Origin of the sequence: Gilliamella sp. CG13 (assembly GCF_046635805.1) — a bacterium.
GTDB lineage: Bacteria > Pseudomonadota > Gammaproteobacteria > Enterobacterales > Orbaceae > Gilliamella > Gilliamella apicola_I.
This window is the reverse complement of the sequence record NZ_JBIDFM010000006.1, coordinates 68427-83931: the sequence shown is the minus strand read 5'-3', so window position 1 is coordinate 83931 and position 15505 is coordinate 68427. Positions and strand designations below refer to the sequence as shown.

Here is a 15505-nt window from a genome sequence, read left to right as displayed (position 1 = left end):
ATCATTTGTCATCTATATTAGCATACTAATGATGAGTCAAAAATAGTTATATGAAGGGAAAAAGACGACTGCATGATGCAATAATATTAAGTTTAGTTATTAAAATATAACTAGATAATCTTTAACTTAATGTTGATTTTACGCTATTTTGGTCAAGTCTATTTATGATAGTTTGATGAGTGAATATATGATGAACTTAAACCAACAATTATGCTTGTTAATTAAAAATACGCCTATTCTTAGTGATTCGACTGTTATTAATAATGCGATTAATGGCATCGTCGATTATTTTGCATGTTGTTTACAAGCTCGTCAGGATATGAATGTTCAAAGATTACTCGCTTGGATAAAAGAAGAAGGCGGGCATGAGCGGTCTTGGCTGATTGGTCAAAAAAAGTTAGCTACACCACGTCAAGCGGCATTATTCAATGGCTTTCAAGCCCACTGTTTAGATTATGATGATGTTCATTCAGATATACGAGGCCATCCTTCAGCGGTGATTTTATCGGCACTGTTTGCCAATATTCGATTAGATCATTCACCATTCAAGATAAATGGACGGCGATTTTTAACGGCTTATGTTATTGGTATTGAAGTCATGGCGTTGCTGGGTAAAAGCGTCAATCCACAACATTATGAAAAAGGATGGCATGCCACTATTACGCTTGGTGGCATAGCAGCCACAGCCGCAATTTGTTATTTGTATAATGAACCTTTTTTATCGCAAGCATTAGCACTTGCAGCAACCCAAGCTTCGGGTATGCGCTTGTTAATGGGCACACCCATAAAATTTTTACATGCAGGACTGGCTGCGCAACATGCCATCCAAACTGTTGATTGGTTAAGAGCAGGACTACAAGCAGATCAAAATTTTTTAGATGAAAATTTAGGATTTCTCGCCATGTATGGACAAGGGAATACGGCGTTGAATTTAACCAGTTGGGCAAAGCCTTGGAAGATAATTGACCCTGGATTGTGGTTTAAAACTTATAGTTTTTGTTCCGCTGGAGCCTATATTGCGGATGCTGGACAATTACTTTCTCAACATCCGCAATTTCGTGTTGAGAATGTGGCTAACATTACCCTTTACTTTGCGCCACCTAAGAGTGATGCTGCATTAATTTATCAACAGCCAACCCTTGCTGAGCAAGGGCGCTTTTCAGCTGAATATATTTTGGCCTTAATTTTATTAGGTTTACCCACTGATTTTAAGGCATTTTCGGCAACGCCAATCGCTGACAACATTCAACAACTGATGCAAAAAATGCAACGCAGTTATCACATCACCCTTGCACCATATCCTCAAGCTTATAACGGTCGTTATGTGGTGGTTGAGATATTACTTAATAACGGTCAAAAAATCAGTCAACGCATCGACCTTCCCAAAGGATCACCAAAGAATCCATACAATCAAAATGAAATGACAGCAAAACTCGTAAACGCTATTGATGATCAATCAACTGCAATAGCGCTAAGCCAAGATATCCAAGCATTTGCAAAAGGGTTAGATGTCAGCGATTTTATAAAGCGTTATATTGTTCAGCTATAGTAGAAAAGTCTGGATTCACTTAAAAGAATGAAAGTTGAAACTTGTTAATAAGGTGATTTTTTAATTTTGCGTAAATTCTAAATAGGGGGGAACGATGCAAAATTCCCCAATTTCTTGTCTTGATATAAGCATTTAGTGAGCGAACGATTTTTTCTTTATTAAATTTCGAAATTAATATCATCAGTTAGCTGACGCAAAAAACGTTGAGTTAACTCGTTTTGTGGATGATCGATAAGAGTTTTAGCATAGCCTTCTTCTACAATGACGCCATTTGCCATAAAGATAATTCGGTCAGCAACATATTTAGCAAATTCCATTTCGTGAGTAACAATGATCATCGTGATATTTTCTTTAGCAAGCTGTAACATGACTTGCAGCACCTCGTGTACACGCTCTGGATCGAGTGCCGATGTCGGTTCATCAAATAATAGAACTTTAGGTCTAACCGCTAATGCTCTGGCAATAGCCACCCGTTGTTGTTGCCCGCCGGATAATGTTATTGGATATTGGTCTGCATAAGGTAACATGCCAACCCGTTTTAGTAGCGTTAATGCTTGTTGTTTGGCTTCGTTTTTATTGATCTTTTTACCCAGAATCAAGGGATAAGTAATGTTCTCTAACGCCGTTTTGTTTTTAAATAAATTATAGTGTTGAAATACCATCGCTGATTGTTTGCGTAATTGGACTTCTTCTTTATGGCGATAATGTTCACTATCCAGAATGACATCACCTATTCGAATTGTACCCGTATTGAGTTTTTCTAATAAATTCAGACAACGTAATAACGTGGATTTACCTGAGCCTGAAGGCCCAATAATGGCGACAACTTCACCTTGTTTTACATGAAGGTTTATCTCTTTTAATACTTGATGATGACCAAACCGTTTAGACAGATGTGATACAGAAATCATGAGCTTGCTCCTTAACGGTAATACGGTTTGCTTAATTTACGTTCTAACTGTTTTTGTAGCCATGAATAAGCAACAACCGTTAGCCAATAAACAATGCCGACCGCTAAATAGGTTTCAAAATAGAGAAAGGAGCTCGCCGTTAGCATTTTGCCTGCTGCTAGCAGTTCTTGTACGCCAACGAAAAAAGCGACAGACGAGTCTTTGAGTAATGAAATAAACATGTTACCGGTATTAGGCAAAGCATTAACCAATGCTTGTGGCAAAATAATGTTTCGGTAAACCTGAATCGTGCTTAGTCCCGAGGTTAGTCCTGCCTCTTTTTGTCCTGGGTCGACTGACGCCAGACCAGCACGGAAAATTTCGGCTAGATAAGCAGAATATTTTAAGCTAAAGCAGACAATAGCGGCGGTTGTTGCTCCCATGTGCTTTAATACAGGAAAGATCTGCGGTAAACCGTAATAAATAATAAAGAGCAATACGACCGAGGGAATCCCACGAAATAGCGAAATAAACAGCGAAAAAATTGCGTCAACAATGATGATTTTATTGTTACGTAACAATGCGATAGTCAGACCTAACACCATAGCAAATAAAATTGAGACAACTGCAATAAAAAGTGTGACCGGTAGATACGGTAATATCTGAGGAAACACACTTAAAAAATAGTTTACATTAAAGTTCATGAGGTAATATCTTCACCAAAATATTTAATCGAAAGGTTTTTTAACGTGCCGTTGTTACGTAACTTGTCCAAAGCTTGATTAAACTTTTGACGTAATGCTTGACCTTTTTCATCTTTACTAAATGGAAAAGCAACTTGCTCAATCGTTATTGGCTCGCCTACTAATTTAAATGGAAGATTTTTACGTTTGATTTCAGCCAGTAAGATGGGTTTTGAATTAACATAACCTTCAACCCGTTGATATTCGGTATCATACATGGCTCCGTCACGGGTTTCGTAAGTTTTAATCGTCACTTCATTATTTGGAAAGGCTTTTTTCAAATTATTGATATGATTTGAACCTAACACGCCAGCAATGGTTTTACCTTTAAAATCAGATAACGTATTAATATCGTTATTTTCTTGATGGGTAACGATCTGGCTACCGTAAAAACTATATGGCTGAGAAAAATCATACTTAGCTTGGCGAGCAGGTGTGATTGCAACGGCATTGGCAATGGTATCTAAACGTCCAGAATCAAACAGTCCCATTAATCCTCCAAATTCAGCAACTACCCATTCGACTTGATAACCCAGTTCATTGGCAATGGCTTCTGTCAGTTCAACATCAAATCCGATTAATTTATCTTGTTGTTTATATCCATTTGGATAACTTTGACCGGTTGAACCGACTCTTATGATCGGCTGCTTTGTGGTCGAATCTTGGCTATTTGTATCGCATCCGAATAATAATGTTAAACTGGCGAGTAGTATCGCAGAGAAAATAGTTCTGATTGTTTTCATTGTTTGTGATTCCTTTTTTTCCATTCAGTGTAGTTTTTATAATTAAAAATTTTTTCAAAATAGAGTGTGGTGTGATCAGGGGTTAAATCGGCTTGCCCAATAGGTTTATAACCTTTGTTGATGTAAAGTGTGGCTAACCATGGATGATTTGCGGCTGTTCCTAATGTCGCCGCAGGAAGTCTTAATTGTTTAATTAAAATTTGTTGTTCAACAAAATCCCATAACGCATGACCGTAGCCTTGACCTTTATATTGTGGGTCAGTGGCAAACCAACCTAAATGCGGTAATCCATAAGGCCCGGGATTATTGCCCCATGGAAAACGAATCGTTAATGTTGAAATTAATTTACCCTGTTTTTCATAGAGATAAACAGCATTTGATTCAATATGATCGGCAATTTGTTTTTGATTAACTGTCGCAGCAGCAAAATGGATACCAAGTTGTAGGGTTGCTTGATAAGCATTATGCAATAGCGTTTGATAAGCTGGGATATCATTTTGCGTCATTAGGCGGAACGTCATACTAAGACTCCACTTTGATCAGCATACCGGATTACTTGTTCCACTTTTTCAGGTGCTAAACCAACATAATTAACAGGTTCTAACCAACTATCGAGTTCATCTTCGGTAAACTCTTTATTCAAGATAGGATCAGCTAATAACACTGCTTTAAAGGTTTTATTTTGCTCAAAAGCTTGCATGGCGCTTTGATAAACCAAACGATGAGCGGTCTGTTTGCCTAATCGCTTGCCTATTTCAAACATCACTTTTTCAGACAGTAGTAAACCATTTTGTAAGGTTAAGTTAGTTAACATGCGTTCAGCATTGACTTTTAACCCTTGCAGTACAGCTAATGCCGTTTGTAGTTGTGAAGAAAGGTAGAGATTAATTTCAGGAAGAGCTATCCACTCGGCTCGCCAACTCATGGCGTCTCGCTCATGTTCAACTTTCATGGATTCATGAATTAAAGCGACACTTTTTAATAATGGTGCGGTTAAGCTAGCTAAGCCTTCTAATGCGGCGGGATTTCGTTTATGAGGCATAGTGGTTGAACCGATTTTTCCGTCAGAAAAGGGCTCTTCAACTTCGTTAATTTCAGTGCGCATTAAATTATAAAACTCATTACCCATTTTACCCAGCGTCCCACTGATTAATGCAATGACGGATGCATATTCGGAAAACCGATCACGTGCAGCTTGCCAACCAATGTTGGGTGTATTGAGGTCTAATAAAGTTAATGTTCTGGCTTCAACTTGTACCCCTAATTCGCCCATGGCGGCATAAGTACAAATTGCACCACTGATATTACCCACTAAAACCCGCTGTTTAATTTCACTTAACCGCTGTAAATGGCGAACAAACTCATCCAACCAAACGGCAAGTTTAAACCCAAAAGTAGTAGGAAGTGCCTGCATACCATGAGTGCGTCCAACCATAGGTAAATATTGATACTGTTTGGCTAACTTTTTTAATTCACATGCCACCAGTTTGGTGTCACGTTCAATAATGGCAAATGATTGCTTAAGTTGTAAAACGGTTGCCGTATCGACAATATCTTGCGTGGTTGCACCATAATGAATAAATTGACCGGCATCGCCAACTTGATCTTGTAGCGCATTGATCGTTGACATTAAAGAGTGCTTGGCTTTTGCAGCTTGTTTGGCCATTTGTTCAATGGACAGTTTCGAAGCATCGGCTTTAGCAACGATTGCATCAGCGGCATCGCAAGGAATGACACCTAGTTCACCTTGTGCTTTTGCTAGTGCGACTTCTACAGTAACTTGCTTTTCTAAGCGATTTTGTTCTGACCAAATCGCTCGCATTTCACTGGTACTAAAATTATTACCTAAAATCAAATAATCAATAACATGTGACGCCACCGAAATATCCTCAAAGATTAATTAATGTTTTATTATTCAATTATTAAAGATTATTCAAACAGCGTCTAATATCCTCTTGGACTATGGATATAACTAAAAAGAATTAAGGTTGTTGGGTTTGATCACGGGTGATAGAGGAAGTTAATTGTTGAATGTTTATTTCGTTTTGATGAATAGACTTAAATAGGGGAATTTTTTCAAAATTTCTTATTTTTTATTCGTATTATGCACGATACTTGATCTCTTTGATGTTATCATCGTGGGGACAACGTGAGCCTGCTTAATAAAAAGGAATAAATAGTGATGAATAACAAATTATTTAAATTAGTCTGCTTAGGCTCTTTTTTGACCTCTTTTGCCTATGGCGTGATGTTAACGCTGCCGTTATTTTTAACCGACACTTTAAAGCTTTCGTTGGTGATGTCGAGTGAAATTATTTCAATGGGGATCATTGGGGTGGTGGCGTCGATTTTGTCGATTCCTTATCTGTTGAAATCTGTTTCTACTAATGTTATTGCTGCAATGGGGGCGTTAATTTATGCCTTTGCTATCGCATTGATTTTGTATACAGGTGGTGTTTTTCTTTATATTGCAGGTTTGTTGCTTGGTGCAGGGTGGGGGATTATTTATACGTTGGGGCCGATTATGGTGTCGTCAACCAGTAATACTGCCGAATTAAGTCGTCATTTTATGTTTATTTCGGCATTTAATATGTTAGGTGCCGGATTATCGCCAGTGATAGTCAAAACACTGCTCGATTATAATATTGCTATTGAATATATGTTTATGTTTGCTGTGTTGTTGAGTTTGTTAGCCGGTGGGATATTTTTTAATGTAACCTTATCCAATGAGCAAAATAGCAGTAAATTATCGATTTTGCCAGTAATGAAAACCATTGTTACTTCAAATGCGGTCATTCCGTTGATAATGGTTTTTTTAGGCGCCTGTATTTACATTTCAATGATGAACTTTCAATTTGTGTTTGCGAAAGAGAAGAATTTAAACTTTTCGATATTTTATATTTCTTATACTTTTTCATTATTATTTGCCCGATTCTATCTGGCTAAATTTATTTTAAAACTGTCACAGCAGTTAGCCATGATCGGCTTGTTATTCATTATGTTGATCGCTTTGTGTCTGTTTTTGGTTACGACAAATAATATTTTTTATATTGTACCGTCGTCATTATTAGGCATAAGTTATGGTTTGGTTTATCCGTTAATTCAAACTCAAATGGTTAAAGACATCGATGCTGAAAAGCGAAGTATCTATTTAACTATTTTTAGTTTAAGCTACTTTATTGGCGTATTTGGCTATCCGTATCTGTTTAGTTTAGGATTAGATTCAGGCGGTGTTTTAGGCTCGTTTTTAGTGCTGATTTCACTGTGTGTGTTAGATATTGTATTTGCCTGTTTATTATTTAAAAAATTTACCAGATAAGTCGTGATATCCTTAATATGCAGAGGGATTGATAATCAATCCCTCATGCTGTCTTTATCAAACTAACACAACAGTTAATCAACAATAATGCCTAAAAATTGACTTCATAAAATAGGCTTATAACACTTCAACTATCGATTCACACAGGCGTGACATATTATCAAGGGTCATGCCAGCGACATTGATTCGTCCCGAATTCACGATGTAAATACCGTAGTCGTTACGCAGTTTCAGTACTTGTTGTTCTGTTAATCCACTGAAAGAGAACATGCCGTTTTGTTTAGCGATAAAACTAAAATCTTGATTTGCACCTTTATCTTGTAATGTTTTGACAAATAATTGGCGCATACGATGAATACGTTGACGCATACTTGTCAATTCATCGATCCACTCTTCTTTTAATTCCTTGTTATTTAAAATATAAGATACAATTTTGGCGCCGTGAGCGGGTGGATTAGAATAATTGGCACGAATAATGGTTTTAACTTGGCTAAAAGCCCGATCCGCAATCTCCGTATCAGCAGCGATTAAGGTAAAAGCACCAACTCGTTCATTATATAGCCCAAAGTTTTTAGAGTATGAGCTAGCAATTAATAATTCTGGGTGATGATGGGTGAATAGTCGTAATCCATACACATCTTCTTCTATACCTTGACCCAATCCTTGATAAGCTAAATCAAACAACGGTAACCAACCATTTTTTAAGGCTAAATCTGAAATGGCTTGCCATTGTTCAGGAGTTGGATCGATACCAGTTGGATTGTGACAGCAACCGTGAAAAAGTACCGCCTCACCTGCTGCAATTTTACTTAAATCTTGCATCAATCCATCAAAGTCTAAGCTATGGGTTTGTGCATCATAATAACGGTATTCTCGCACTTCAAGACCAGCAGTTTGGAAGACACTTCGATGATTTGGCCATGAAGGATTACTGACCCAAATACGTTTTACTTTGGTTCGGCGAGCTAAAAAATCGGCCATGATTCGTAAAGCGCCTGTGCCTCCAGGTGCTTGTGCAGTTCTGGCTCGTTCATTTTCGTTACCGAATAATAAGATTTGTGTGGCGATATTAAATTCTTTGATTCCGTCAATGGATAAGTAACTTTTTGTGGTTTCGTTATTTAATAAAAATTGTTCGGCTTTTTTGACGCTTTCTAAAATAGGTGTTTGGGTGGTTTCATCTTTATAGACACCGACACTTAAATTAATCTTACTGGTGCGTTCATCTTTATTATAAAGATCGGCTAATCCAAGTATCGGGTCGGCCGGTGCTGCTGTTAAACTTTCAAACATAATTCACCTATTTCGTCTAATCACTTTCATCGCATTATATACATAATATTTTATAATACACAATTTCGATACAGACAATTTGTGAATAAATGTTTAGACGATAATCTTGTTAATTTTTATGAATTATTTTTTTACATTAAATTGAAAGATTATTAAAAAATGATGTTAAATTTTCAGCTAATATCGTCAGTTCTCCACTAATGAGATCTTCTTTAACCACTTCGCCAGTTAAATTATTTATGGCGATAATTTCGGTACTTTCATCGGTAGAGGCAATAAAAATAGTTGGTATTCGTTTTAATCTTTTTTGTTGCGACAAATGGGCAATTAAGTTCTGCTCTAAATTTGAGAAATCGTCATCATTCCATGCTTGTAGTAATACTAAATGAGTATCAGCAAAGTTTGCGCTTATATTTCCGGCATATTGTGTGCCATAAAAAACATGAGCACTTTGACACAGATTGATGTTAACGACTTGTTCTACAATAGTTAGATCTCTTGCCGGCTCTAATAAAAAAGGTTGCCAATATACTGCAAGTTGCGCTGTTTTTAGTATACAAGGTGAAGGAATGGCATGTAATTCTTCACTTTTAGGGGCATAATCAAATTGATTCATCCAACGAGAAGTAAAATCAAGTAAGGCTGTTTTTTCGGGTGATTTCATAAATAAGTTAAATCTCTTTTTTGAATTTATTTTATATTTCGTCCATTATTATACAAATTAACTTACTTTAGGTACTACTAAGTAAGTGCCCATTTTTTGTTTTCTAAAAATGAGAAAAAAATGTAAAGCAATTTTTGCTTTTTAGTGTGGTTAATATAAATTTTTAATATATCTAATATGATTTTATTGAAATGATAAATATTATTTGTAAATAACTCAAAATATTAATCTAACTATCGATGAAATATGAAGTTTAATTTTCTTGCTATCCTTTGCCGAAACGTGAATAATAAGGGGGGATATTTTTATCCTTGTAATGCAGCAATGGCGTTAGACATTACAGTTTGTCAAAACAATATAGCGTAAGTAGAATCAAGATAATTAGATAATATGTTTATTTTAAACAATCATATAAAGATTTAGTTTATTTGCTAGAACCAATAAAATGAAGGTTTGCAAATTAACCATTGAAATAATATCAATAAATTATATGTTTAGGAATAATTCGGCGTGTCATTTGTACTTTTGAATTTAGCGGTTATCCCCCTAAAATATTATTTTAATGTAGTCAATGTGAAATCGGTGTCACATAAAATAATAACAAAAATAACACAAATAAAATAATGAACACTGTATAGAAATATCGAATTAAGTACTTTTTTTATCATTGTTAAAATAAGCATTTATCAATAATACGATTCTACCTACAATTAATTAAGATTAATGAAGAGTGTAGAATAATGAAAAGAATGCTAATCAATGCAACCCAGCAAGAAGAGCTGCGAGTTGCGCTTGTTGATGGCCAACGCTTATATGATTTAGATATCGAAAGTCTTGGGCATGAGCAGAAAAAGGCCAATATCTATAAAGGTAAAATTACTAAAATCAATCCAAGTTTAGAGGCGGCTTTTGTTTCATATGGTGGAGAGCGAGATGGTTTTTTACCATTAAAAGAGATTGCCGATAGTTATTTTCCATCCAATATGACCGGTCGTCGCACCATTAAACATCTTGAAGAAGGTCAAGAAGTTCTCATTCAAATTGAAAAAGAGATTCGAGGCAAAAAAGGTGCTGCGTTAACGACTTATATTAGTCTTGCCGGTAGTTATTTAGTTTTAATGCCCAATGATCCACGTGCTGGTGGTGTGTCTCGCCGAATTGAAGGTGAAGATCGTGCAGATTTAAAACGTATTATTGACGCTATTGAAAAGCCTAAAGGCATGGGCGTAATTGCCAGAACGGCGGGTGTTGGTAAAAGCCAAGAAGAGTTACAACAAGATTTAGATGCGTTAGTCAATTATTGGGCAGCGATTCAAAATGAAGCTAAGAATCATCCAGCACCAAGTTTAATCCACAAGGAAAGTGATATTATTACCCGAGCATTTCGTGATTATTTACGTGATGATGTGGGTGATATATTAATCGATAATCCGAAAGTCCTTGAGATCGCTAAAAAACGATTAGTTGATTTGGGGCGTGTTGAATACGTCAATCGACTAAAACTTTATGAGGGGGATGTACCTCTATTCAACCATTTTCAAATTGAAGGTCAAATTGAATCTGCGTTTCAACGTGAAGTGCGTTTACCTTCCGGCGGTTCTATTGTAATTGATGCGACCGAAGCATTAACAGCAATCGATATTAACTCCGCTAAATCGATACGGGGCAGTGACATTGAAGAAACAGCCTTTAACACTAATCTTGAGGCAGCTGAAGAAATTGCTCGTCAACTACGTTTACGTGACTTAGGTGGTCTAATTGTTATCGATTTTATCGATATGACACCAATTCGTAACCAACGTGAAGTTGAAAATCGCTTAAAAGAGGCGATGAAAACAGACCGAGCACGTATTCAAACAACACGAATTTCTCGATTTGGTCTACTTGAAATGTCACGCCAACGATTAAGTCCGTCTTTGCGTGAAGCGACTCATCACATTTGTCCACGTTGTCAAGGAACGGGAACGATTCGTGATAATAATTCATTATCGCTTTCTATTCTTCGATTAATTCAAGAAGAAGCGATGAAAGATAACACTGTCCAAATTGATGTTATCGTGCCAGTGCCAATTGCCAGCTATTTATTGAATGAAAAACGTCGTGCGATTAATAATATCGAACGAATGCACCCTGATGTAAAAATTGTCATTGTGGGTGATGAAGAGATGGAAACGCCACTTTATAAAGTGATTCGTAAACGTGTTGGCGAAGAGACTGATGTACTGAGTTATAACTTACCGAAATTAATCCGAGAACTGGAAGAAGAGGAAGAAGACGCAGCGGCTGAAATCATCGTTGAACAAGCGGTATTATCGGGACCAAAAGTCGAAGCGAACACGACATCGAAAGAAAAGAGCGAGCCTAAAGTTGAAAAATCTGGGGGCTTGTTTAGTGGATTATTCAGTAAGTTACGTAAATTATTTGTTGCTGAAAAAAGTGAACCTGAACCAGAAGTTAAACCAAAACCGACTAAAAGACGTGAAAATAATCGATCAAATATTCGCCGTCAGCGTAATAGTCGCAATAGCAATGGTGCAAATGCTAATAGCAGCGCAGCAACAGAAGACGTGAAAGAGACTACTCGTAGTAACAGTCGTCGTACTAAGCAAAATAATAGTCATTCGGCGAATGCGGTAAACGCGACTAAAGCTGAAAAAACAGCGAATAGTAATGAAGTGGTCACACCGAAACAAAAAGAAGTGAAACCAAGACGTCAACAACGTTCATTGACAAAAAGCGTACGTGTGAAAAATAGTGAAGCAGCGATTCAAGTCAATGAAGAGCGTGTTGTTATTCCATCGTTATTATTACCGGTGATAGTGCCTGAACAGGCTGAGACAACACCTGTTTTAGAGTCACAACCAAAACGTCAACGACGCACTTCCAGACATCTACGTATGAATGGACAACGTAATAAACGACGGGTACGAAGTGGCGATCTTAAAAAATCACCTATGCCGTTACAATTTGCTGCTGCATCTCTTGAATTGGCATTAGGTCGGGTTGCGATTGATTATAGTCAAATCACACAAGATGAACCAAGTAATGTGGTTCCTGTTATTCCTTCACTTTTATTACCTGTTATCGTTAAAAATGAAGTGACAGAAGCCCGTTCTGAACCGACAATTGACACAGCTGATTTGAATGATGTATCCATCAATTCTGAATCAACTCAAGTTCATGATGCTGCAAAAGACAGTGAACAAGAAAGTCATGATAGCGATGTGAATACTGATGTGTCTCAAGCTACGGGTCACGCTTCGTCAGTAATGACTAAAGCCCCTGCACCAGAGTATGTAGATTCTGAAATTGGTTTCAAACTACGGGAAGAATCAGACTATCACTTTGAAGGGAAAGGAGAAGCGGGCGGTTTAAGCTCTCAAAACCATGCCTTTGCTAAAGCAAGTAAACCTTCCTATCCTTCAGAATAATAGTTTCAAAACTGATATTTATAAACAGAGTGGTCATCAGACCACTTCTGTTCCTACTTAGACAAATAAAAGCGATAAGATAAACATGATTATTTATATTTTGAAAAAAATAGTCACTTTTGTATTAATTATCTGCATTTTGGCTCAGATCAGCTTTTGCCTTGTCTATTTTTCGCCCCATTCTATGTTTAATCATCTTCATATTGTTGATGCTTACAGTTCTTTCTTTAGGCAATTATTGCAAGGACAATTCACATTAACTTCAGGGGAAAAGGTCTCGTTTCTTTATACTTTATCCGCGACGATTGAACTGTGTATTCTAGCCTTAGCGGTAGCACTAATTGTTGGTTTACCGTTGGGTATCTTTTTAGGGCTAAGTAATATTAATTGGTTAAATAGCACGATTCGGTTAGGGTGCTTATTACTATATTCATGTCCTATTGTGATGCTAATTGTGATTGTTATGTTTTGGGTCTCTCCAAATTGGTCTGTATCAATACATTTTGATACTTCTTCCTCCACTATTGGTACATCGTTATTAGAGATTTTACTGTCTGACAAACAGAATAAAATAGATTTATTGATTGAGCAGTTTCAATATTTAAAACTTCCGATAATCATTCTTGCAATACAGCCTAGCATTATAACTATTCAGCTTATTAGCCAAAATGTCAAAAATACCTCACGCCAGAACTACATAAAAATGGCTGCAATTCGAGAAAGGTCACCTTTAAAAATTTTACGTCGACATTTATTGCCCAATACCATTCCAGCAACTATTCCTCAATTGACTTATAATACGACTACATTGTTGTTTTCAACAATGATTGTCGGAATATTATTTAACCGTGTTGGATTAGGGCAATGGGTCATGGGTGCTTATCATCATCATAATTATTTTATTATCTCAATTGCTATTTTTGCTTGTGGAACGGTGATAAGCTTTTTAACACTATTGGGCGAAATTACCGCTGTGGCTATTTATCCATTACGTCATAAGGAACATCATGTCTAAGGTAAAAAGGTTATTAAATAGTGTGGCATTATGTTTTAATAAGCTACATAGTAATCTTTATTCAATTGTTGGCTTTTATGGCATTATGGCAATTGTCTTTGTTGCTGTTTCAACAAAGTGGTTTTTTCATGCTCATTTAGATCCTATTTATGCAAGTTCCTTACCGCCAGCATGGTTTATAAATGGCGATATTAATCACATTTTAGGCACCAATGCTAAAGGACAAGATATTTTTGATTACTTATTAATTGGTTATCGCTCAACCTTATCGATGACACTAAAAGCGGTATTTTATGTTGTTGTGATTGCAGGATTAATTAATTATTTAATGTTCTTTATTCCATTTCTACGATCTTTTATTTTATTGATTTTCCGATTTTTTATGGTCGTACCACCTTTATTGGGGGTTATCGTTGTCAGTATGTTATTTGAAGATGATATAACCAATATGTTGTTAATCATTGGGTTATCTTATTCACCACGATTTATATACAATATCCATCAACGAGTGATTAAGGAGTGGAATAAAACTTATATCACGGCTTATCGGCTCGATGGTTTATCCAAAATAACGATTTTAAATCACTATATTTTGCCTAATATTCTGCCGGTCTATTTAACTGAAATTGTATCGTTATTTAGTTCAATTATCTTAGCCATTACCAGCATCACCTTTTTAGGATTTGCTAACGATACCTCCAGACCCGATTTAGGGATGATGATGTTTAAAATGAAAGACATTATTGGTACCAATTATTTAGCCTTTTTATCCCCCGGAATTGCGGTTTCAGCTACCATTATCTTTGTTTATTTATTAAACTTTGGATTAAATGGTCGACGAGCAGGGCATTAATCATGGCATTGTTAGATATTCGTAATTTAACGATTGAGTTTATTACTCCTGACGGTCTGTTACGTGCTATCGACCGGGTTAACCTTAGATTATCAGAAGGTGAAATCCGAGGATTAGTAGGCGAATCCGGTTCTGGTAAAAGCTTAATTGCCAAAGCGATTTTAGGGATCACCAATCACAATTGGAAAATTTCGGCAGATCGCTTTCATTTTAATAATATTGATTTATTAAAACTTACGCCTAAACAACGCCGTAAAGTTATTAGTGCGAATATTTCCATGATATTCCAAGAACCACAATCATGTTTAGATCCATCCATGAAAATTGGGCAACAACTGATCGAGGCAATACCTAGACGCACCTTTAAAGGTCATTGGTGGCAACGGCTATTTTGGCGTAAAAATCGTGCGATTGAACTATTGCATCGGGTTGGAATCAAAGAGCATAAAGAAATATTAAAGTCTTATCCGTTTGAACTGACAGAAGGTGAATGTCAAAAAGTCATGATAGCCATTGCATTGGCCAATCAACCTAAATTACTTATTGCCGATGAGCCGACTAATGCCATGGAAGCCACGACAGAAGCCCAAATTTTTAGGCTACTGGCTAGCATGAATCAAAATATGGGCACCACGATTTTACTTATCAGCCATGATTTGCAAATGATTACAAGGTGGACAGATCGAATTAATGTATTGTATTGTGGACAGACGGTTGAAGTGGCGGATAGCGAAGATTTAATAAAATCGCCTTATCACCCTTATACACAGGCGCTCATTTACGCCATTCCAGATTTTGGTAAGGCAATGCCACATAAAAGCCCGTTAAATACTTTACCGGGTGTTATTCCGTCACTTGAACATTTACCTATTGGCTGTCGATTGGGCCCACGTTGTCCTTATGCACAAAAAAAATGTATTCAAGCACCCGAATTAATCCAAATTAAAGATCACTTTGTTGCTTGTCATTTTCCTTTAAATACTGATGAGTAAAATTATCAATACC

The 15505-nt window shown here is 36.6% G+C and carries 13 protein-coding genes; 6 read left to right on the top strand and 7 right to left on the bottom strand.

Annotation, left to right across the window (positions count from 1 at the left end):
• The first annotated feature begins 187 nt into the window (after window positions 1-187).
• Entirely contained in the window at window positions 188-1549 is a 1362-nt protein-coding gene (locus ACGH6R_RS09275) for an MmgE/PrpD family protein (RefSeq protein WP_411599556.1), read from the top strand.
• 158 nt (window positions 1550-1707) lie between these two features.
• Here ACGH6R_RS09275 and ACGH6R_RS09270 read toward each other — a convergent pair whose 3' ends face one another.
• The 5 genes from ACGH6R_RS09270 to purB are packed head-to-tail and all read right to left on the bottom strand — an operon-like array spanning window position 1708 to window position 5804.
• On the bottom strand, window positions 1708-2460 hold the full coding sequence (locus ACGH6R_RS09270) for an amino acid ABC transporter ATP-binding protein (RefSeq protein WP_411590898.1): 753 nt from the start codon (window positions 2458-2460) through the stop codon (window positions 1708-1710).
• A gap of 11 nt (window positions 2461-2471) precedes the next feature.
• The gene (locus ACGH6R_RS09265; protein ID WP_220216019.1) at window positions 2472-3143 is read right to left on the bottom strand and encodes an amino acid ABC transporter permease; all 672 of its coding nucleotides are present in this window, start codon (window positions 3141-3143) and stop codon (window positions 2472-2474) included.
• Window positions 3140-3925: an amino acid ABC transporter substrate-binding protein gene (locus ACGH6R_RS09260; RefSeq protein WP_411599554.1), complete on the bottom strand. Its 786-nt coding sequence runs from the start codon at window positions 3923-3925 to the stop codon at window positions 3140-3142. Before ACGH6R_RS09260 ends, ACGH6R_RS09265 begins: the two co-directional genes overlap by 4 nt.
• Window positions 3922-4446 carry a GNAT family N-acetyltransferase gene (locus tag ACGH6R_RS09255; protein WP_220216017.1) on the bottom strand — a complete coding sequence of 175 codons (525 nt, stop codon included), beginning with the start codon at window positions 4444-4446 and terminating at the stop codon, window positions 3922-3924. The genes ACGH6R_RS09260 and ACGH6R_RS09255 overlap by 4 nt, the downstream gene beginning before the upstream one ends.
• On the bottom strand, window positions 4443-5804 hold the full coding sequence (purB, locus tag ACGH6R_RS09250) for an adenylosuccinate lyase (RefSeq protein ID WP_411599553.1): 1362 nt from the start codon (window positions 5802-5804) through the stop codon (window positions 4443-4445). The genes ACGH6R_RS09255 and purB overlap by 4 nt, the downstream gene beginning before the upstream one ends.
• A gap of 303 nt (window positions 5805-6107) precedes the next feature.
• On the opposite strand from purB, the gene ACGH6R_RS09245 reads away from it, so the two are divergent.
• Window positions 6108-7244, top strand: coding sequence for an MFS transporter (locus ACGH6R_RS09245; protein ID WP_411599551.1), 1137 nt, complete (start codon window positions 6108-6110; stop codon window positions 7242-7244).
• A gap of 117 nt (window positions 7245-7361) precedes the next feature.
• Here ACGH6R_RS09245 and ACGH6R_RS09240 read toward each other — a convergent pair whose 3' ends face one another.
• Both ACGH6R_RS09240 and syd read right to left on the bottom strand, forming a co-directional pair.
• The gene (locus ACGH6R_RS09240) at window positions 7362-8537 is read right to left on the bottom strand and encodes an aromatic amino acid transaminase (RefSeq protein ID WP_411599550.1); all 1176 of its coding nucleotides are present in this window, start codon (window positions 8535-8537) and stop codon (window positions 7362-7364) included.
• A 136-nt stretch (window positions 8538-8673) separates the two neighbouring features.
• Window positions 8674-9201: a SecY-interacting protein gene (syd, locus tag ACGH6R_RS09235; protein ID WP_267349608.1), complete on the bottom strand. Its 528-nt coding sequence runs from the start codon at window positions 9199-9201 to the stop codon at window positions 8674-8676.
• Between the two features lie 740 nt (window positions 9202-9941).
• Here syd and rne point away from each other — a divergent pair.
• From rne to sapD, 4 genes are all read left to right on the top strand, one after another.
• The gene (rne, locus tag ACGH6R_RS09230) at window positions 9942-12632 is read left to right on the top strand and encodes a ribonuclease E (protein ID WP_411599548.1); all 2691 of its coding nucleotides are present in this window, start codon (window positions 9942-9944) and stop codon (window positions 12630-12632) included.
• Between the two features lie 85 nt (window positions 12633-12717).
• A complete protein-coding gene (locus tag ACGH6R_RS09225; RefSeq protein WP_411599547.1) occupies window positions 12718-13647 on the top strand; it encodes an ABC transporter permease subunit in 930 nt (309 codons plus the stop codon).
• Window positions 13640-14500: an ABC transporter permease subunit gene (locus tag ACGH6R_RS09220; RefSeq protein WP_411599546.1), complete on the top strand. Its 861-nt coding sequence runs from the start codon at window positions 13640-13642 to the stop codon at window positions 14498-14500. Before ACGH6R_RS09225 ends, ACGH6R_RS09220 begins: the two co-directional genes overlap by 8 nt.
• 2 nt (window positions 14501-14502) lie before the next feature.
• Complete coding sequence (gene sapD, locus ACGH6R_RS09215) at window positions 14503-15492, top strand: putrescine export ABC transporter ATP-binding protein SapD (protein ID WP_065559789.1); 990 nt, start codon at window positions 14503-14505, stop codon at window positions 15490-15492.
• Window positions 15493-15505: the final 13 nt, after the last annotated feature.

Coding starts and splice junctions, on each gene's coding strand:
- ACGH6R_RS09275 (WP_411599556.1), top strand. CDS start 188: ATGATGAACTTAAACCAACAATTATGCTTGTTAATTAAAAATACGCCT.
- ACGH6R_RS09270 (WP_411590898.1), bottom strand. CDS start 2,460: ATGATTTCTGTATCACATCTGTCTAAACGGTTTGGTCATCATCAAGTA.
- ACGH6R_RS09265 (WP_220216019.1), bottom strand. CDS start 3,143: ATGAACTTTAATGTAAACTATTTTTTAAGTGTGTTTCCTCAGATATTA.
- ACGH6R_RS09260 (WP_411599554.1), bottom strand. CDS start 3,925: ATGAAAACAATCAGAACTATTTTCTCTGCGATACTACTCGCCAGTTTA.
- ACGH6R_RS09255 (WP_220216017.1), bottom strand. CDS start 4,446: ATGACGTTCCGCCTAATGACGCAAAATGATATCCCAGCTTATCAAACG.
- ACGH6R_RS09245 (WP_411599551.1), top strand. CDS start 6,108: ATGAATAACAAATTATTTAAATTAGTCTGCTTAGGCTCTTTTTTGACC.
- ACGH6R_RS09240 (WP_411599550.1), bottom strand. CDS start 8,537: ATGTTTGAAAGTTTAACAGCAGCACCGGCCGACCCGATACTTGGATTA.
- syd (WP_267349608.1), bottom strand. CDS start 9,201: ATGAAATCACCCGAAAAAACAGCCTTACTTGATTTTACTTCTCGTTGG.
- rne (WP_411599548.1), top strand. CDS start 9,942: ATGAAAAGAATGCTAATCAATGCAACCCAGCAAGAAGAGCTGCGAGTT.
- ACGH6R_RS09225 (WP_411599547.1), top strand. CDS start 12,718: ATGATTATTTATATTTTGAAAAAAATAGTCACTTTTGTATTAATTATC.
- ACGH6R_RS09220 (WP_411599546.1), top strand. CDS start 13,640: ATGTCTAAGGTAAAAAGGTTATTAAATAGTGTGGCATTATGTTTTAAT.
- sapD (WP_065559789.1), top strand. CDS start 14,503: ATGGCATTGTTAGATATTCGTAATTTAACGATTGAGTTTATTACTCCT.